A 17,930-nucleotide genomic window follows, 5' to 3' on the forward strand; every position below is an offset into this window, starting at 1 on the left:
AACCACGGTGCTAGCGGCGCCCGGGTTCCCGGACCGCACCTCGCCCTTTCAGTCCTCCAGGTACACACCGCAGCCCTGCCCTTCCCCTGGTCGCGGCATAAACGCCGCTCCCGGCCGTGCTGTGCGGTCAGGAAGCGTATCGCTCGCCGGACGGCGAGCGATCGGGGAGGGTTGGCGGACTCAATCGTGAGCGCGTTTCATCGCGCGAGCGATGCTGGGCCTGGAGGACTGAAAGGGCGAGGCGTGGTCGACGAAGTCCGAACCCGTAAGCACGCGAGGAACGAGCGCGCGAAGCGGGTTCGCACGAGTCGAGCGCGCCGAGGGCTTTCGAGGTGTTGTTGTTGGCTTCAGTGCCAATTCCAGAGAGCGCGCCGAGGGCTTTCGAAGTATTAGACGTCGTGGTCACAGCTGCTCCGGCAAATCGTCCAGTGCCCCATCAGTCTCACTCGCTACTACCGAGATACCGAACACCTAGAAGCCGATGTGGGAGGTCGAACTCGGGCCGTCGTCGCCGTCGTTGAGGCCGCCCTCGTGGGCGAAGGTGTACTCGTCGTCGGTCAGGAAGACGGCGCCGTCGTCGACTGAGAGGCCGACGTCGGGGAGGGTCGTGTCGGCGGCGTCGCCGTTGTCGCAGTAGCCCGAGCAGGCGTCGAACATTGAGCCGTGTTTCGGGCAGATGATCTGGCCGTCGCGCATGGCGACGCCGCGCCCGGTGTCCAGGCGCTGAGCCTCGTGGGTACAGCGGTTGACGAAGGCCCTCACAGGTCGGTCCTCCTCGTCGCAGGTGACGACGAGTAGTTCCTCCTCGGCGCCGTACTCGTCCGTGGCCGTGAAGCGATAGGAGCGGTTCTCGCGGACGTCGGAGACGGTGGTGAGTTCGGTTCCCGTCGGCATGGTCGTGCTGTGGAGTGAGAGGGACTAAGGTCTGGGGGTGGTCGACGAGGCCGGCGGGTTCGCGGGCTTCCGCGAGACAGCGACCAAGACCAACTCGCTGGTGGACCGCTTCCGGAAACTCACCCTCCCCGCAGTGGACGACGTGCGCGAGGGGCTGGCGAGCTACGTCGAGACGATGGAACGCGCCGAGGTACTCGAAGACAAAATCCAGCGGACCGACGACCTCATCGACGAAATCGTCTACGAACTCTACGGTCTGACCGACGAGGAAATCGTGATCGTGGAAGAGGCGGTGGGCGAGGACTGAGTACCGCGAGCGAACGGAGTGAGCGAGCGGCCTTTTTCGCCCACGTTTTTCGAGGAGTGGTGCCGGAGCGACGCGACGGCACCCGACGAAGAAAAAGGTGGTTCCGAAGCGGTTTTACCGTGCGGCGAGAGTCACCCACCAATGACTGACTGGGCGGACTGGGACCACATCGTGAAGATCGACCCGGACAAGACGCTGGTCGAGGGGGAGACGTTCGAGGACGTCGCGGCGACGGGCACCGACGCCATCGAGGTCGGCGGCACGACCGGCATGACAGAGGAGAAGATGGCCCGCGTCGTTGAGGCCTGCGGGAAACACGACGTGCCGGTGTACATCGAGCCGTCCAACCCGGCGTCGGTGGTCCACAGCGACCTCCACGAGGGCTATCTGGTCCCGGTCGTCCTCAACGCGGGCGACGTCACGTGGATCACGGGCGCGCACAAGGAGTGGGCGCGCCTCGACGACGGCATCGACTGGTCGCGCACCTGGACGGAGGGGTACATCGTCATGAACCCCGAGGCCTCCGTCGCCAGCTACACGCAGGCTGACTGCGACCTCGAAGCCGACGACGTCGCGGCCTACGCCGAAGTGGCCGAGCACCTCCTCGGCCAGGACATCGTCTACGTCGAGTACTCGGGGACGCTCGGCGACCCCGAAATCGTCGAGGCCGCCGCGTCGGCCCTCGAGGACGCCACGCTGTTCTACGGCGGCGGTATCCACGACTACGACTCCGCGCGCCAGATGGCCGGCGTCGCCGACACCGTCGTCGTCGGCGACCTGGTCCACGACGAGGGCGTCGACGCGGTCCGCGAGACCGTCGAAGGGGCGAAAGACGCCCAGCGCGCGACGCAGTAGGTTCGCCGACCCCCTTCGGCTATCGGCGCTGCCGCTGTCTGAGACGGTGAGCGGATTCCGGCGAGTATTAATCCCGTCCTCGACAACGCGGCAGGTGTGTACGATCGTATCCTGATCCCGACCGACGACGGCGAGCAGATGGAAGCCGTCTTCGAACACGCAGCCGAGATCGCCAAGCGCCACGAGGCATCCCTCGACGTCGTCCACGTCGTCGACAAGCGTGCCTACCTGACTCTGGACGAGGAGATCATGGACGACGTCGAACGACAACTCGGAGAGCAGGGCGAGGAGGCGACCCAGCGCGCCGTCGAGTGGTTCGAACAGGAAGGGGTCGACGTCGAAACGACCAATCTCAGCGGGGACCCTGCCGAGGAGATCGTCGCCCACGCAGACGAGACTGACACGGACCTGATCGTCATGGGGACCCGGCGTCGGGATTACAGCCAGACGATGCTCGGGAGCGTCTCGGAAGAGATCGTCTCGCGCGCCCGCCGCCCCGTCCTCATCGTCGACATCGCCGGAGAGTAGGCGCCCGACGCTGCCCGCGAGACCCTCGAATTTGGTGGCGGGCGAACTGGCGACGGAGACCGGAGACGGCAATTTGTGGAACGTCCTCGGCACGCTCTCTGGAGTTGGTACTGAATCCAACAACACCTCGAAAGCCCTCGGCGCGCTCTCTGCAGTCGGCACTGAAGCCAACAACAACACCTCGAAAGCCCTCGGCGCGCTCGGGTCGCGGGGACCACCCTGCGCTCCTCACTCCGCTCCGGTGCTTGGGGGTCCCAGCTTCCCCGACCGCACCTCGCCCTTTCAGTCCTCCAGGGACTGCACAGCAGCCCTGCCCTTCCCCTTCCACGCGAGCGAAGCGAGTGTGGGCTCGAAAGACGAGGTGTGCCGAGTCTTTCGGTGGGTCGCGCGATGAAACGCGCTCCCGGCCGACCGCCGTGCGGTTGCTGTAGGAAGCGTGATTCGCGGCGGACGCCGCGAATTCGGGGAGGTTTGGCGGACTCAATCGCGAGCGCCTCCGTGGCGCGAGCGAGGCTGAGCCTGGAGGAATGAAAGGGCGAGGCGGGCTCCGGGAACCCGGGCGCAGCAAGCACCGAACGGAGTGAGGTCGTTCGAGAGAGCGAAGCTCTCTCGTGATGACGAAAGGCGCGAAGCGCCTTTCGAACCACGCGCAGCAAGCCCCGGGATTCTCGTGAGCGGAGCGAACGAGAGCTCGAAAGACGAGCGAAGCGAGTCTTTCGGTGCCGGAGCGAGCCGAGGGCTTTCTGGTTGTTAGCGGTCGCAGTGTTAGTTTCAGGGAGCGCGCCGAGGGCTTTCTGGGTGTTGGCGGTCGGGATCCCGACTCCTGAGAGTGCGCCGAGATCCTTCTGGGTACCCGTTAGAAGACGAAGCGTTCGAAGAGTCGGCGCAGGATCGTCGACCGCTTGGCGCCCTGTGGGTGGACCTGGATGGCCGTGCAGTCGACGGCGTCGACGATGCGGTCGGCGGGGCGGCCAAAGAGGTTGCCGGTGATCCGGCCGCCGTCGGTGCCGATGATCAGCAGGTCCGCCGGGTCGATGGCCGAGACGATGTCGCGGCTGGGGTCCTCGGAGTCGACGATTTCCCGGTGGACGGGGACCGAACACAGTTCCTCGAGTTCGGCGAGGTACTCGGTGATGGTCTCGCGCTGGGCGTCGGTCGCAGTGCCCTCGATGGGGTAGAGCAGGTCGATGCGTGACCCGGTCTCGGTCGCCAGCGCGCTCGCGACGGCGATCCGCTCGGGGTCGAACGGGCCGTTGTCGGTGACGACGGTGATCGTGTGTATGCGGTCGAGGTCCCGGTCCTCGACGAGGAGGACGTCACACGGCGCGTTGCTGGTGATCCACTCGATGCCGGTGCCGAACACCGACGCGTAGAGGGGGTCGTCGCGGCGGGTGAGGAGCAGGAAGTCCGGGTCCTCGTGGTCGGCGAAGTTGACGATGGCTCGCTCTGCGTCGTGGCTGACGATCTCGCCGTAGCGGATCGGGACGTCGAACTCCGCAGTGAGTTCCTCCGTCTGGCGTTCGAACTTGACGTCGGCGGGCGACTGCGTCTCGGAGGCGTGTTCGAGCGTCACCTGGTCGGGCACCTCGTCGAACTGGACGACGGTGACGGAGCCGTCGTTCTTGCGGGCGACGTCGGCGGCGATTCGGAGGAGCGACCGTTCCCGCTCCTCGCTCGTGTGCTCGGTGATGGCCACCAGCACCTCGTAGCCCGTGACGTCGTCGAAGGCCGACTTCGTCCGCTCGACGGCCTTGCGGCCGACGCTCCGGCGGACCACGTCGGTCGCCGCGCCCTCGCGGTCGACCTTCTCGCGGGCGTAGAAGAAGTACCAGAGCACGGAGCCGACCGTGATGACCAGGGCGCCGACGAGGGGAATGGTCCCCATGAACCCGATGAGCAGGAGGCCACCGAGGATGCCGGCGATCTGTGTCCACGGGTACAGCGGCGACTCGAAGGAGGGGTCGTAGTCGCCCACGGCGCCCTCGCGGAAGGCGATGACGGCGCCGTTGACGAGCGCGAACACGACGATCTGGAACGCGCTGGCGAGCTTGGCGATCTCGGCGATGGGGACGAAGGCGATGAGCACGAGCATCACGGCGCCGGTGAGGGTGATCGCTCGCACCGGCGTCCCGTACTTGTCGTGGATCTCCGTCAGCGACGGCGGCGCCAGGTCGTCGCGGGCCATCGCGAACGGGTAGCGCGAGGAAGAGAGGATACCGGCGTTGGCGGTGCTGACGAGCGCGAGCACCGCGGCGGCGATGATGGCGAACACGCCGACCGGCGCCAGCGACGCTTCGGCGGCGTGTATCATCGGGACGTCGGAGTCGCTCAGCAGGTCAGGCGTCGTCACGCCGACCATCACGACGACGATGAGGACGTACAGCAGCGTGGTGAACGTCAGCGATCCGAGGATCCCGAGCGGGATGTTCCGGTCGGGATTCTCCACCTCTTCGGCGACGCTCGCGATCTTCGTCACCCCCGCGTAGGAGACGAAGACGAGGCCGGTCGCCGCGAGCAGGCCGCCCGACCCCTCGTCGAAGAAGCCGCCGTAGTAGGCCGGCGTCGTGTCGGGGAGTCCTCCGAGGACGAACCACAGCAGCGCCGCGAGCATGACGGCCACGATGCCGATCTGCAACCGACCGGTCTGCTTGGCGCCCAGCATGTTGACGACGATGAGGACCGCCGCGAGCCCGAGAGCGACGGGCTTCTGGGGGAGGTCGAACAGGTACAGCATGTAGGGGACGCCGCCGACGAGCGCGAGTGCGCCTTTGAACGACAGCGAGAACCAGGTGCCGACGCCGGCGATGGTCCCGAGCAGCGGTCCCATCCCGCGCTCGATGTAGATGTAGGTCCCGCCGGCCTGAGGCATCGCCGTCGCCATCTCCGACTTCGAGAGGGCGGCCGGGAGCACGAGCACGCCGGCCAGCAGGTACGCGAGGATGACCGCCGGCCCGGCCGTCTCCAGCGCGAGGCCCGGGAGGATGAAGATGCCGCTCCCGACCATCGCACCGATGCTTATCGCTATCACCGCGAACAATCCGAGGTCTCGTTCTAGTTCCTTTGGCATGTCAGTAGTCGCCGACTGGCAGCAGTCTCGTCGATACGTCGCAGTGGGGCCTCCGTCGGAACGTCGCGGGGCCGATTCGGTGAGCTGTCCGTCACGTTACCTGTAGTACCGAAATCATTTCAGTGTTCGATCGGTCCACTCCACCGTCGATCATCGGTTGGATAGCTGGGTATCCTTCCCGCATCCCGATAAAGAGCCCGATTGGATTGCGGAAGCGTGAATATATAGTCTATATTCTGTGGGGTCGTCCGAAGGTGGTGATCGAACCCGGCATCTCTCGGGACACTCCGAGCGGCAGTAGGCTGGTCGCCGTCGGCGGAGCACGCTGGCTTCGTCCCGGCGTCTCTCCGACGTCCGATGCCAGTCGCAGCGAACGACGGGGTTCGACCGACGCGAGTCAGACGTCGACGTCGAACTCGTGGAACTGGTGTTCGTACTCGTTACGGATGAGGTCCTCGTCGACGACTTCGAGGCCCAGCGCGTCGAGGTCCTGGCCGATCCGGCTGAGGTCGTCGCCGTCGGTGCCGATGGCCTCGACGTGGACGTTCTCCGTTCCCGTCGTTATCTCGCGGACGGCGACGACGCCCGGTACCTCCAGCGCGTCCCGTGCGAGTTCTTCGCGCTCGGGTATCGGGGCGGTACAGACGATGAGCGTCCGGAGCTGGTAGCCCGCCTTCTCGTAGTTCACTTCGGGCCGATACCCCATCAGAATACCCGCGTCCTCCAGTTTGCGGATCCGGTTCCGGACGGTGCTCGCCGAGACGCCGACCTTCCCGGCGACGTCGCTGGCTGAGGTCTTCCGGGCGTCACACTGCAACGCGTGGATAATCCGCTTGTCGAGGGCGTCGAGCGGCTCGTCGTTCATACCCTGGCTCTGGCGTGACGGACAGTAGGCCTTTTCCCTGTGGGCACCGGCCGTCGGCGACCGAAAAGACGGTTTTTAAGGCCGGTCCTCCAGAACGGGCACGTATGGACGACCGCACCTACACGGCCGACGCCGAGCCGGGCGACACGGTCACTGTCGCCGGCTGGGTCCACGAGGTACGGGACCTCGGTGGCATCGCCTTCCTGATCCTGCGAGACACCACGGGCAAGATTCAGGTCAAGTTCGAGAAAGACGAGATGGCCGACGAGCTCGTCGAGACGGGGCTGAACGTCCAGCGCGAGTCCGTCATCGCCGTCACTGGCGACGTCGAGGAGGAGCCCAGGGCGCCTACCGGTGTCGAGATTACGCCCGACTCCGTCGACGTCATCTCGGAGGCCGACCCCGAACTCCCGCTCGACCCCTCCGGGAAGGTCGACGCGGAACTCTCTACCCGCCTGGACAACCGCACCCTCGACCTGCGCAAGGACGAGACCAAGGCGATCTTCGAGATCCGCGCCGAAGTCCTCCGCGCCGTCCGCGAGCAGTTCCGCGAGATCGGTTGCACGGAGATCAACACGCCGAAGATCGTCGCCACGGGGACCGAGGGCGGCACCGAGCTGTTCCCGATCACCTACTTCGGCCGCGAGGCGTTCATGAACCAGAGCCCGCAGCTGTTCAAGCAGCTGATGGTCGGCTCCGGCCTGGAGCGAGTCTTCGAGATCGGCCCGATCTTCCGCGCCGAGGAGCACAACACGCCGCGGCACCTCAACGAGGCCACCAGCATCGACTTCGAATCGGCGTTCGCCGACCACGAGGACGCCATGGACGCCTGCGAGTCCGTCGTCCGCGCCGCCTACGAGGCCGTCGAGGCGAACTGCCAGGACCAGCTCGAAGCGCTGGACCTGGCCGACGAGTTCGAGGCCCCGGCCGATAGCTTCCCGCGCCTGACCTACGAGGAGGCCATCGAGCGCATCAACGCCACGGGCGAACTCGACGAACCGCTCGTCTGGGGCGACGACCTCCCGACCGAGGGCGAGCACGCGCTCGGCCAGGACGTCGGCGAGCACTACTTCATCACCGACTGGCCCAGCGAGATCAAGCCCTTCTACATCATGGACAAGGACGACGACGTCTCCACCGGCTTCGACATGATGCACCCGACGATGGAACTGGTCTCGGGCGGTCAGCGCGAACACCGCTACGACCAGCTCGTCGCAGGGTTCGAGCAGCAGGGGCTGGACCCCGAGGCCTTCGACTACTACACCAGGATGTTCAAGTACGGCATGCCGCCCCACGCCGGCTGGGGACTGGGTGGCGAGCGCCTCGTCATGACGATGCTCGGGCTCGGTAACATCCGTGAAGCGGTTCTCTTCCCGCGAGACAGGCAGCGTCTGTCGCCCTAGGCGACAGCGCAACTGTCGAGCGGGAGCTCGTCAGTCGAGCGAAGCGAGTCTGACGGCGTTCCCGCGAGATCGCCAGCGGTTGAGCCCGTAAACCGCGTCGGTCCACCGACCGTTTTTCGCCCACTCGACTCGGATTGCCGAAGCGTCGCTCAGAACAGTCCACTCAGCGTCGCTGGCGAGAGCCAGAACGCGACCAGTTGGCCGCCGATGACCATGATGCCGCCCAGGATACCCGCGCTGTAGACCCGTCTCCGGAGTTGCGACGCCGCCGCATCGAGGTCGCCGCGGATCAGGACGGCGTCGGCCTCGGAGCCGTCGCCGGCGGTGTAGTCGGCGTGGGTCCCGAGCAGGTCGTCGGGCGGTGCCTCGTCGACGACGACCTGCCCGGGCTCGCCGCCCTGCCGCGGCGTCCCGACGACGGTGACGTGCTCGTCGGCGGGGACGAACTGCTCGATGAGGGTCAGCGATTTCTCCCGGTCGTCGGGGTCCGGTAGCGCCTCGTGGTCCCGGAGGAACGCCCCGTCCGTCCTGCCGGGGAGGTCCTCGTCCGGGTCGACGGTCCGGTGTAACTCGGCGTCGGTGAACGCCCGGGCGCGTCCGGCCTCGACGCGGACCGCACCATCTCCGAGCGTGAACGGGACGTGCTCGACGCCGCTCGCGATAGCGCTCCACGTCTTCCGGAACCCGATCCGTCGCCGACGCTGGACCATCCACTCCGTGTGGACGGCGGGGACGCCGGAGAACGGAGTCGTCGCGTCAGTCTCGTGCTCGACGGACGGTACGCCCGAAATCGCCACGACGTCGTCGCTCGCGCCGGGTGGGACAGCGTCCGGTCCGTATCGCGTCGCCCGATCAAGGAGGCGGTGTTCGTCGAGCGAACTGGCCGCGACGGCGACCAGGTAGAACCCCCCGCCGGCCACGGCCGAGCCCGCCACCCACAGTTCTCCTTCTCCCGCCTCCGCGCCGCCAAGGAGCGGCAGGAACATCCACAGGACCGCGACTGCGAACAGTCCGATACCCTTCGTGCGGTCGAGTTCGACCTGCCGCGACAGGTGGTCGACGACCGCCGGTTCGAACCGCGGAATCGCGAACCCGACGACGATAACTATCCCCACCACTCCTGCGTACGAAACCACGCCCATGGCCGTTCAAGAGAGCAATCCACCAAAAGTCTATCCGCCACGGCAGGCTTTCTCGTCACCGTTTCCGGCCGCTCCTGATCAGTCGGCCACTTCACCGACGGCGCGCTCGCGTAACTCACCGGTCATGTGCAACCCGTGTTTGTCCGTCCGGCGGATGATCCGCTTGGCGGCCGACGACGAGAGGTACTTGTCTTCGATGGCCGCTCGCGCCACGACCCCGTAGCTGCTCGTGACCGTCGCGCCGAGACCGTGGGCCAGCGCCCGGAGGTGGGTGTCCTCCGAGAGGACGGCGACGGCGGTCCGGTCGTCGCCGTCGCGGTGGGCGAGCACGCCCGCCAGGACGGCCGCCTCGTGGGTCTCATCCTCCGTGTCGAGCATCGACTTCGCGCGCTCGAGCGCCTTCGAGGGAACTGCCGTCGAGACGTCCTCGTCTTCGAGGAACTCCGCGACGCCCGTCCGCGCGGGCTCGGAGTCCACCTCCGCCGTCACGGCGTCGGGAATGACGAGTCGCCCGTCGAGGTGCGTGAGCAGCGGGAGCTCGCCGATCTGGCCCAGCGAGTGGAGCACCGTGGGCCCGACGTAGATGCGCGTCATAGCTCGGTGGCTTCCTCGACGTCGCGCTCGACGTCCTCCGGCGAGAGGTGCGAGGTCAGGTGCGTGTCGTGGGCGTAGGCCAGCCACTCGGCCACCGAGCAGTCCGCGATGCGAGCTGCCTCGGCGATGGAGACGTCGTTCGACTGGTAGCGCTCTGCGGCCACGCGGAACCGCATCGTCTCCAGTCCCTCCCTGAGCGCCTTCCTGATCGTCGTACTGCGGTCCTCCGCGAGCAACTCCGCGACCTCGTCGAGGTCGGCTTTCTCCTCTCTGGGCAACCGGGCGCTGATGGTCGGCATGTGTACGCTTTCACACACCGTCCGACATAAATCCGTAGGGTGTCCGGGACCCCCCGGTAGAGGGTTTATCTGGTCGGCGAACCAACACGAACCACCGATGGAACTCGATAGCGAGGCCCTCGACACGGCGGAGGAGCGCGGCCAGTACCTTCTGGCGAAGGAGTTGCTGACCTTCATCGAGGAGTACGACGACGAGGTCGAACGCGGCGTCCTCGTCGACCGGCTGGAAGCCTACGCCGACGCGCTGGACGAGCGAGGCGTCCAGTCGGTCGACGCCGAGCAGATGGACGAACTCCTCGAGGCCGACCGAACGGACGCGGAGACCTGGGTCGATTCGGACGCCATCTACGACGTCGGCGACGGGTTCAGCGCGTTCCCGGCGCGGTGGCACGACGAGCTACGGGGGGAAGCCGACGTCCTGCGGTACGTCGACGTGATTGACGACGACCTGGCGGGCGGCGAGAAGGAGACGGCGACGGGGGCGACCGGCGACGGCGTACCCCAGGACCTCCTGCTTGACGCGGTGAGCGCGCTCGGACCCTATAGCCGCGACGGGGCGAAGTCGGAGATAGAGCGACTGCGCGAGGAAGGATACGTCGAAGAACTCGCCGACCAGCACCCGCACGCGCGCATCGTGCCGACCCACGAGTGACGACCGGATCTTTCCTCGCGGCGGAGTAACTGCCAAGGATTTTACCCCGGCCCCACCGAGAGGTGGCCAATGACCGACGTTGCGACGGCGTACGTGCCCGGCCACGTCACCGGCTTCTTCACCAGCGAGCGGGACGACGACCCGACGAAGGCGGGCTCCCGCGGCGGCGGCATCGCCCTCGACGACGGCGTCGAAGTGACGGTCCGACCCGCCGACGAGACCGCGATCTCGCTCGACGGCGTCGACCTGGAGATGGGCGCCGTCGAGCGAGTGCTCGACGCACTCGAAGCGACGGCGACCGTGACGGGCGAGACCGACCTGCCGCTGGGTGCCGGATTCGGCGTCTCGGGAGCGATGGCGCTCGGCACCGCCCTCGCCACCAGCGAGGCCTTCGACCGACCCCTGTCCGAGAACGAACTGGTTACCATCGCCCACGGTGCCGAGGTTCAGGCCGGGACCGGTCTGGGTGACGTCGTCGCGCAGGCACGCGGTGGGATCCCCCTCCGGCTCGACCCCGGCGGGCCACAGCACAACTACATCGACGCTATCCCCGAACGCACGCGCGTGGAGTACTACGTCATCGACGAACTCTCGACGGAGGACGTCCTCTCCGGCGACACCCACACGCTCTCGACCGCCGGGCAGCGCGCCCTCTCCCGGGTCGTCGGCGAACCCACCCTGTCGAGTTTCATGCGCGCCTCGCGCCAGTTCGCCCGCGAGGCCGAACTGCTCACGCCCGACGTCCGCGAGGTGGTGATGGACGTGGCCGACGCCGGCGGCGAGGCGTCGATGGCGATGCTCGGCGAGACGGTGTTCGCCCCCGGAAATGGGCTAACTGACGCCGGCTACGACGCTCAGGTGACGAGCGTCCATCCGGGTGGGGCGACGCTGCTGGACTGACCTGACGGTCGGTCGCCGAAAGAGCGCTCCTTGCGGGCTCGTGGGTCTGTGTCGCTTGCGAACAGGCGACGCGTCTGGACCGCGAAGCGGGGCGTCGCGCTCCCGCGGACCGCTTCGCGGCGACTCGTCAGGACATCGGCGGCTTTGGTCCCCCGATCTGACATAAAGCTGTGTACCGACCACGACCTCCGGTCCTCGTCTGAGGCGATGCCTTTTCTACAGTCGACGGTGAGCTAATTCTATGACCGACGTCGACGTCCCCGAGAGCCACCCACGGTACGAGTCCCTCCTCACGCGCCATCGCATCGAGGAGGGCGTGGAGAAGGGGATCACCTCGAAACAGGGCCTCATCGCACAGGGGCGAGGCGAAGCGTACGACTATTTGCTCGGCGAGCGGACCATCCCGACCGCCGACGCCGCCGCCCGGGCCGCCGCCGCCCATCTCCTTCGGGCCGACCACGCCGTTCTCTCGATCAACGGTAACGTCGCTGCGCTCGTCCCGGGTGAGATGGTCGAACTGGCCGAGGCGACCGGCGCGGACCTCGAAGTGAACCTGTTCAACCGGACGGAGGAGCGGATGGGAGCCATCGCAGACCACCTCCGCGAGCACGGCGCCGAGGGCGTCAAGGGGCTCACCGCCGACGGGCGCATCCCCGGCCTCGACCACGAGCGAGCGAAGGTCGACGCCGACGGCATCGGCGACGCCGACGTCGTGCTCGTCCCGCTGGAGGACGGCGACCGCGCCGAGGCGCTCGCGGAGATGGGCAAGACCGAACTCGTCGTCGACCTGAACCCCCTCTCCCGGTCGGCACAGACGGCGACGGTCCCCATCGTCGACAACATCATTCGCGCGATTCCGAACGTCACCGAGCACGCCCACGACCTCGACGGCGACCCCGAAGCCCAGAAGCAAGCCATCGACGAGTTCGACGCCCAGGCGGCGCTCGACGCCGCCGAACGGGCTATCCGCGGAGGTGACCTCGAATGAGCCTCCCGACGTACGTCTACGCCGACCGTCGGATACCCGACGAAGAGAGCGTCCGGGAGACCCTGGACTCGGAGACGCTCACGAAATTCGGCGACGACGAACGCCTCGAACGGCTCCACCGCGTGTTCTACCCGGCGTTCCGCGTCGAGTACGAGTACGAGACCGGGAAGGGGAAGCTCTTCGGGACGGAGACGAAGGGGGCCGTCGCCCTGCTCGACGGCCTCTGGGACGACAACGACCGCGCGCTCTCCCAGTACGCCGACGGGACCGACGATCTCGTCCGCCGGGCGACGAACGACTACGACTTCGGCGCCGACGTCCCGGGACTGGGCCGGTCCGTCCTCCTCCAGTTTCAGGTGACAAACGACCGGGCAGAGTCGCTGCTGCACAACCGGGTCACGGAGTATCGCGAACACGACCGCGACGGCCGGGCGGAGACGGCGAACGTCTTCCTGCGGAAACTCCGGGAGGCCTACGGCCTGCCGGGCGACTTCGACCCCGACGGATTCGAGGAAGTCCTCGGTATCGAGCGGATCTACCTCCCGTTCTGGCTCGCCGAGTTCCACTCGCCCCACAGTGACGACGTCGTGATGGTGAGCTTCCGGGACCCCGGGGAGTCGGTCGAGGCAATGCGACGCGACGCCTGGCTCTCGGAGTACGTCAGCGAGGACCCTCGCAGGCTCGCGACCTACGGATACGAGGTCGACAGGGACCGGCTCGAACGGAACATCCGCGAGCGGACGAACCAGGACGGGCAAAGCGGTGAGGGGGTCGACTCGATACCGGACGACCGCCGGACGCAGCCGACGAACCGTCCGGACGACGGCGCCCCGACGATCAACCGGGAGTCGCCCGACCCCACCGAGGAACGCGAGGTGGTCCAGCCCGACGGCATCGAGTTGCAGGCCGACCAGCTTGTCGAGCTCGATCCGGACCGGAGCTTCGCCGACGTCGGCGGGATGGCCGGCCTGAAGGAGACGCTCAACCACAAGGTCGTCCGGCCGCTGGAGGACCCCGAGGCGTTCGAGGAGTACGGCATCGGCGTCGTCAACGGCGTCCTCCTGCACGGCCCGCCGGGCTGCGGGAAGACGTACGTCGCCGGCGCGCTGGCCGGCGAGGTCGACCACGCGTTCGTCGAGGTGTCGCCCGCTGACGTGACGAGCAAGTACATGGGCGAGCCCGCACAGAAGGTTCAGGAGCTGTTCGCAGTCGCCCGCGCGAACGCGCCGTGTATCCTCTTCATCGACGAAATCGACGGCATCGCGGGCTCGCGCGACGGGGACAATAACATGAACTCCAGCGAGCAGCAACTCGTCAACCAGCTGCTGACCGAACTGGAGGGGATCGCCGACGAGGACGTCGTCGTCGTCGGCGCGACGAACCTCGTCGAGGACGTGGACGGCGCCATCCGGCGGTCGGGCCGGTTCGACGAGCGCGTCGAGGTGCCCCACCCCGGCGCCGAGGCCCGCCGAGAGATACTCAAGATACATCTCGCTGGACGCCCGACCGCGGAGGACCTCGACCTCGAACCGGCCGTCGATGAGACGGCCGGCTTCGCGGCGAGCGATCTGGAACTGCTCGCCGAGGACGCCGCCCGGCAGGCGCTCCGCGAGGACGCTCCCATCGGCACCGACCACTTGCTCTCGGCCGCCCAGGAAGCGGAGACGAGCATCGCCGAGTGGGTCGACCCGGCGGCGGTCGCCGAGGACGGCGTCGTCCAGCCCGACGGCGTCGACCTGCAGGCCAGTTCCCTCGTCGACGCCGACCCCGACCGGACCTTCGAGGACGTCGGCGGAATGAGCGAGCTCAAGGAACGGCTCGAAGAGACCGTCCTCGACCCGCTGGAAAACGCCGAGGAGTACGAGACGTACGGTATCGACGTGCTGTCGGGCCTGCTCCTCTACGGCCCGCCGGGCTGCGGGAAGACGTACCTCGCGGGCGCGCTCGCCGGCGAACTGGACCACAGCTTCGTCGAGGTGTCGCCGGCCGACGTGACGAGCAAGTGGATGGGCGAGCCCGCCCGGAACGTCGCCGACCTATTCGAGGTAGCGCGGGCCAACGCCCCCTGTGTGCTGTTCATCGACGAGATAGACGGCATCGCCGGCTCCCGCCGCGGCGGGATGAACACCAGCGAGCAGCAACTGGTGAATCAGCTGCTGACCGAACTCGAGGGGGCCGCCGAGGACGACGTCGTCGTCGTGGGCGCGACGAACTTCGTCGACGACGTCGACACCGCGCTGCGGCGCTCGGGACGGTTCGACGAACGCGTCGAGGTGCCGCCGCCGGACGCCGCGGCCCGCCGCGAGATACTCCAGATCCACCTCCGGGACCGCCCCGTCTCTGACGATATCGACTGGGACGCCGTCGTCGAACCGACCGACGGCTACGCCGCGAGCGACCTCGAACTGCTGGCCGAGGACGCCGCTCGCCACGCCCTGCGGGACGACTCGCCGGTCTCCCGGGAACACCTCGAAATCGCCGTCTGGGAGACCCAGTCCAGCATCGCCGACTGGGGCGGGCGAGACCGGTACCGGGAGGCCGAGGGAACGACCGATCTGGATCTCTCGGAGTAACTCTCTTCGTATCACCGCTATCAGCACCGATTGCACGTGGTGAGCTGACTGGTTGCTCGCACGCACGCTGTTCTCCTGACTGGTGCTGACAGGCGCATCGTCTGTTGGTTAGCAGCCGAGCGACCGGCACTTGGTTCACCCCCGAAATCGGGGTATACCGGCGCTCTCGTGGTTCGAACACGGGTATCTCTCCGGCGCTTGGCCAGGACACAGCCATCACTCCGCCGCCCGGACAGAACACAGTCATCGCCTCGGCGCCCAGCCAAACGGAAGGACTATGGTTTCAGCAGTGGTACCACTGGGTGGTATGACTGAGTTCGATCAGTTCAGCGACGTCGGCGAAGCGGAGGTAACGCGCGCCATCGGGCAGGAGTGGACCGAGGAGTTCATGGACTTCTCGGATTCGGACGTCATCATCGTCGGGGGTGGCCCCTCCGGGCTGATGGCTGCGAAGGAGCTCTCTGAGCGCGGCGTCCAGACGATGGTCGTCGAGAAGAACAACTACCTCGGCGGGGGATTCTGGCTCGGCGGGTTCCTGATGAACAAGGTGACCGTCCGATCGCCCGCCCAGGAAGTCCTCGAGGACCTGGACGTCGACTACAAGCAGTCCCAGGACAGCGAGGGGCTCTTCGTCGCCAACGGCCCGGAGGCCTGTTCCGGCCTCATCAAGGCCGCCTGCGACGCCGGCGCGAAGATGCAGAACATGACGGAGTTCACCGACATCGTCATCCGCGAGGACCACCGCGTCGGCGGCATCGTCATGAACTGGACGCCGGTCCACGCGCTCCCGCGCGAGATCACCTGCGTCGACCCCATCGCCGTCGAGGCCGACCTGGTCATCGACGCCACCGGCCACGACGCGATGGCCGTCAAGAAACTCGACGAGCGGGGCGTCCTGAACGCGCCGGGCATCGAGGACTCGAAGACCAACGCCGGCATGGACCAGACCGGGGACGACTCCTACGGCGCCCCCGGCCACGACTCGCCCGGCCACGACTCGATGTGGGTCGGTGAGTCCGAGGACGCCGTCGTCGAGCACACCGGCCTCGCCCACGACGGCCTCGTCGTCACCGGCATGGCCACCGCGACGACCTACGGCCTCCCGCGCATGGGCCCGACGTTCGGCGCCATGCTCGTCTCCGGCAAACGCGCCGCCCAGGTCGCCCTCGACGAACTCGACGTCGACGCCCCGGAGGTCGAACTGACCTCCCGCAACGTCGCGACGCCCGCCGACGACTAGCTTCCAGACCGACGGAAGTCGCCTCTGACACCTTCTTCCGTTTCCGTCCGTGACGAGCGACGGCGCCGTTTCGTTCCCGCCGGACCGGATAGAATGTATTACGGGGCTGCACGGAGAGAACCGTCTATGCTTCGGGAGGCAGGGTGGTATTCGTCCGCGATCGAATCGGGTGATCCCGCGTCGGTGGGGGCGGCGCTTCGGGCCGTCCGCATGACCTGGCCGAGCGACCGGGCCAGACTCGTCGAGGAGAACGTCGACTGGTGCCGGGCGAGCTACCGCGACGGCGACCCGTTCCAGCGTCGAGCAGTCGTCCGTTTCCTGCGGGAACTTGCCCGGGCGACGGCGGGCCTCGACGGGGCGGACCGGCCGCGGCCGCGGTCTGCTGCCGACACGTGGTGGGTCGTCGAGGAGATCCTCCTGGCGGCAGTTCGGGACGACGACCCGTCGGTCCGGCGGACGGCCGTCCGCGCGACGGCGGCCCTGGCGACGGCCTACGAGCGTTCGCTCGACGACCGGTCGGTCGAGCGCCTCGCCGGCCGCCTCAACACGCTCGCGACGGCCGGTAGCGACGGCGATACCGCCGTGGCGGTCCTCGCGGCCCTGCGGACCATCCGCGAGGAGACCGACCGCGACGTCGCGACCGACGGCCTCGCCTGTCCCCGGTGTGGCGACCACGTCGAGCGGTACGAACTCCAGGGGAGCCAGTCGCTGTCCTGTGTCGGCTGTGGCTACCTGGGCGTCCCCGTCACGAGCCCGGACGAGCCGACGACGCGGGAGACGTGGCCCGAGGCCGTCCAGCGATTCCGCGAGCGAGCGGCGGCGGACTAGCGTCGGCGCCGGACGACGATCGACCCGGACCGACCGTGCGGTGCCTGCGACTCAGAGTTTGAAGTCGTTCTCGTCGTCCTGCTCCTCCTCCGTCTGGAACTCCTCGGGTGACCGGCCGGCCGCGTCGACGACTTCGTCGGAGACGATCAGCGGACAGTCGGTCCGCAGCGAGAGGGCGATGCCGTCCGAGGGGCGGGCGTCGAACACCATCTCCTTGCGCCGGTCGTCGAGGTACTGCTCGGTGTCTATCTTCGCGTAGAACGTACCGTCGGCGAGGTCGTCGATCCGGACGCGGTCGATGGCCGCGCCGAACTCGGCGACCATCTCCACCATGAGGTCGTGGGTGAGCGGCCGCTCGAAGGGCTCGCCGTCGATCGCCAGTTGCATCGACTGGGCCTGGTCGGAGCTGACAAAGATGGGGACGACCTCCCCGCGCGCACGCAGGAGGACGACCGGCGCACCAGATCCCTCGTCGCCCACCCCGATGCCGACGCCCTCGACGATGGCCTCGTGTTCCATGTCAGTTGATTGGGAGTCGGGGTATGAAAAGCCTCGGCGTTTCGGAGGATCACGAACTGGGAACTGTCGAGATACCTCGGACAGCAACGGCTTGAAAGCCCCGAGCGTCTGAACTCGGGGAACTCGTTGCGCTCCTCGGCTTCGCCTGCGGTGCTTACTTCGTTCGCCTTCGTTCAGACGCTCGCCCCTTTCAGTCCTGCCCGAAGTCAGCTGATCGGTGTGCCGACTACCCTTGAACGCCGAGCCGTGGCCGACCCGTTTACGGTCCCCCGCACG

Annotated in this window: 16 protein-coding genes and 1 pseudogene; 10 read left to right on the forward strand and 7 right to left on the reverse strand. The window is 67.5% G+C overall.

Features of this window, described 5'->3' with window-relative positions; all coding sequences use genetic code 11:
- Positions 1-471: 471 nt before the first annotated feature.
- Positions 472-894 (reverse strand): Rieske (2Fe-2S) protein, encoded by a 423-nt coding sequence (locus tag AC5FRV_RS02170; protein WP_493559481.1) that lies wholly within the window; start codon positions 892-894, stop codon positions 472-474.
- A 40-nt stretch (positions 895-934) separates the two neighbouring features.
- Here AC5FRV_RS02170 and AC5FRV_RS02175 point away from each other — a divergent pair.
- From AC5FRV_RS02175 to AC5FRV_RS02185, 3 genes and pseudogenes are all read left to right on the forward strand, one after another.
- Positions 935-1,201: pseudogene (locus tag AC5FRV_RS02175) on the forward strand (restriction endonuclease); the annotation flags it as partial.
- A 141-nt stretch (positions 1,202-1,342) separates the two neighbouring features.
- Positions 1,343-2,056 carry a phosphoglycerol geranylgeranyltransferase gene (locus AC5FRV_RS02180; RefSeq protein WP_493559482.1) on the forward strand — a complete coding sequence of 238 codons (714 nt, stop codon included), beginning with the start codon at positions 1,343-1,345 and terminating at the stop codon, positions 2,054-2,056.
- 96 nt (positions 2,057-2,152) lie between these two features.
- Entirely contained in the window at positions 2,153-2,584 is a 432-nt protein-coding gene (locus AC5FRV_RS02185) for a universal stress protein (protein WP_493559483.1), read from the forward strand.
- A gap of 856 nt (positions 2,585-3,440) precedes the next feature.
- Here the strand turns inward: AC5FRV_RS02185 and AC5FRV_RS02190 are convergent.
- Together AC5FRV_RS02190 and AC5FRV_RS02195 are read right to left on the reverse strand one after the other, a co-directional pair.
- Positions 3,441-5,651, reverse strand: coding sequence for an amino acid permease (locus AC5FRV_RS02190; protein ID WP_493559484.1), 2,211 nt, complete (start codon positions 5,649-5,651; stop codon positions 3,441-3,443).
- Positions 5,652-6,048: 397 nt separating this feature from the next.
- Positions 6,049-6,516 (reverse strand): Lrp/AsnC family transcriptional regulator, encoded by a 468-nt coding sequence (locus AC5FRV_RS02195; RefSeq protein WP_493559485.1) that lies wholly within the window; start codon positions 6,514-6,516, stop codon positions 6,049-6,051.
- Positions 6,517-6,620: 104 nt separating this feature from the next.
- Here AC5FRV_RS02195 and aspS point away from each other — a divergent pair, with 104 nt between their 5' ends.
- Entirely contained in the window at positions 6,621-7,919 is a 1,299-nt protein-coding gene (gene aspS, locus AC5FRV_RS02200) for an aspartate--tRNA(Asn) ligase (protein ID WP_493559486.1), read from the forward strand.
- Between the two features lie 149 nt (positions 7,920-8,068).
- On the opposite strand, the gene AC5FRV_RS02205 is transcribed toward aspS, so the two are convergent.
- The 3 genes from AC5FRV_RS02205 to AC5FRV_RS02215 all read right to left on the reverse strand — a co-directional run bounded on the left by AC5FRV_RS02205 (position 8,069) and on the right by AC5FRV_RS02215 (position 9,954).
- Positions 8,069-9,034, reverse strand: a complete 966-nt coding sequence (locus AC5FRV_RS02205; RefSeq protein ID WP_493559487.1) for a hypothetical protein — start codon at positions 9,032-9,034, stop codon at positions 8,069-8,071.
- A gap of 105 nt (positions 9,035-9,139) precedes the next feature.
- The gene (locus tag AC5FRV_RS02210) at positions 9,140-9,655 is read right to left on the reverse strand and encodes a PIN domain-containing protein (RefSeq protein WP_493559488.1); all 516 of its coding nucleotides are present in this window, start codon (positions 9,653-9,655) and stop codon (positions 9,140-9,142) included.
- A complete protein-coding gene (locus AC5FRV_RS02215) occupies positions 9,652-9,954 on the reverse strand; it encodes a UPF0175 family protein (protein WP_493559489.1) in 303 nt (100 codons plus the stop codon). Before AC5FRV_RS02215 ends, AC5FRV_RS02210 begins: the two co-directional genes overlap by 4 nt.
- Before the next feature lie 97 nt (positions 9,955-10,051).
- On the opposite strand from AC5FRV_RS02215, the gene AC5FRV_RS02220 reads away from it, so the two are divergent.
- The 6 genes from AC5FRV_RS02220 to AC5FRV_RS02245 all read left to right on the forward strand — a co-directional run bounded on the left by AC5FRV_RS02220 (position 10,052) and on the right by AC5FRV_RS02245 (position 17,135).
- Positions 10,052-10,606 carry a hypothetical protein gene (locus AC5FRV_RS02220; RefSeq protein WP_493559490.1) on the forward strand — a complete coding sequence of 185 codons (555 nt, stop codon included), beginning with the start codon at positions 10,052-10,054 and terminating at the stop codon, positions 10,604-10,606.
- A gap of 69 nt (positions 10,607-10,675) precedes the next feature.
- The gene (locus AC5FRV_RS02225) at positions 10,676-11,506 is read left to right on the forward strand and encodes a pantoate kinase (protein ID WP_493559491.1); all 831 of its coding nucleotides are present in this window, start codon (positions 10,676-10,678) and stop codon (positions 11,504-11,506) included.
- Positions 11,507-11,747: 241 nt separating this feature from the next.
- Complete coding sequence (locus tag AC5FRV_RS02230; RefSeq protein ID WP_493559492.1) at positions 11,748-12,494, forward strand: 4-phosphopantoate--beta-alanine ligase; 747 nt, start codon at positions 11,748-11,750, stop codon at positions 12,492-12,494.
- Entirely contained in the window at positions 12,491-15,067 is a 2,577-nt protein-coding gene (locus tag AC5FRV_RS02235; protein ID WP_493559493.1) for an AAA family ATPase, read from the forward strand. The genes AC5FRV_RS02230 and AC5FRV_RS02235 overlap by 4 nt, the downstream gene beginning before the upstream one ends.
- Positions 15,068-15,374: 307 nt before the next feature.
- Positions 15,375-16,307 carry a sulfide-dependent adenosine diphosphate thiazole synthase gene (locus AC5FRV_RS02240; protein ID WP_493559494.1) on the forward strand — a complete coding sequence of 311 codons (933 nt, stop codon included), beginning with the start codon at positions 15,375-15,377 and terminating at the stop codon, positions 16,305-16,307.
- 126 nt (positions 16,308-16,433) lie between these two features.
- Positions 16,434-17,135: a hypothetical protein gene (locus AC5FRV_RS02245; RefSeq protein ID WP_493559495.1), complete on the forward strand. Its 702-nt coding sequence runs from the start codon at positions 16,434-16,436 to the stop codon at positions 17,133-17,135.
- Between the two features lie 51 nt (positions 17,136-17,186).
- Here the strand turns inward: AC5FRV_RS02245 and AC5FRV_RS02250 are convergent, their stop codons facing one another.
- A complete protein-coding gene (locus AC5FRV_RS02250; protein ID WP_493559496.1) occupies positions 17,187-17,654 on the reverse strand; it encodes a bifunctional nuclease family protein in 468 nt (155 codons plus the stop codon).
- Between the last annotated feature and the right edge of the window lie 276 nt (positions 17,655-17,930).

The sequence above is a fragment of the Halomicrobium sp. HArcel3 genome (assembly GCF_058933135.1).

Coding starts and splice junctions, on each gene's coding strand:
- AC5FRV_RS02170 (WP_493559481.1), bottom strand. CDS start 894: ATGCCGACGGGAACCGAACTCACCACCGTCTCCGACGTCCGCGAGAAC.
- AC5FRV_RS02180 (WP_493559482.1), top strand. CDS start 1,343: ATGACTGACTGGGCGGACTGGGACCACATCGTGAAGATCGACCCGGAC.
- AC5FRV_RS02190 (WP_493559484.1), bottom strand. CDS start 5,651: ATGCCAAAGGAACTAGAACGAGACCTCGGATTGTTCGCGGTGATAGCG.
- AC5FRV_RS02195 (WP_493559485.1), bottom strand. CDS start 6,516: ATGAACGACGAGCCGCTCGACGCCCTCGACAAGCGGATTATCCACGCG.
- aspS (WP_493559486.1), top strand. CDS start 6,621: ATGGACGACCGCACCTACACGGCCGACGCCGAGCCGGGCGACACGGTC.
- AC5FRV_RS02210 (WP_493559488.1), bottom strand. CDS start 9,655: ATGACGCGCATCTACGTCGGGCCCACGGTGCTCCACTCGCTGGGCCAG.
- AC5FRV_RS02215 (WP_493559489.1), bottom strand. CDS start 9,954: ATGCCGACCATCAGCGCCCGGTTGCCCAGAGAGGAGAAAGCCGACCTC.
- AC5FRV_RS02220 (WP_493559490.1), top strand. CDS start 10,052: ATGGAACTCGATAGCGAGGCCCTCGACACGGCGGAGGAGCGCGGCCAG.
- AC5FRV_RS02225 (WP_493559491.1), top strand. CDS start 10,676: ATGACCGACGTTGCGACGGCGTACGTGCCCGGCCACGTCACCGGCTTC.
- AC5FRV_RS02230 (WP_493559492.1), top strand. CDS start 11,748: ATGACCGACGTCGACGTCCCCGAGAGCCACCCACGGTACGAGTCCCTC.
- AC5FRV_RS02235 (WP_493559493.1), top strand. CDS start 12,491: ATGAGCCTCCCGACGTACGTCTACGCCGACCGTCGGATACCCGACGAA.
- AC5FRV_RS02240 (WP_493559494.1), top strand. CDS start 15,375: ATGACTGAGTTCGATCAGTTCAGCGACGTCGGCGAAGCGGAGGTAACG.
- AC5FRV_RS02245 (WP_493559495.1), top strand. CDS start 16,434: ATGCTTCGGGAGGCAGGGTGGTATTCGTCCGCGATCGAATCGGGTGAT.
- AC5FRV_RS02250 (WP_493559496.1), bottom strand. CDS start 17,654: ATGGAACACGAGGCCATCGTCGAGGGCGTCGGCATCGGGGTGGGCGAC.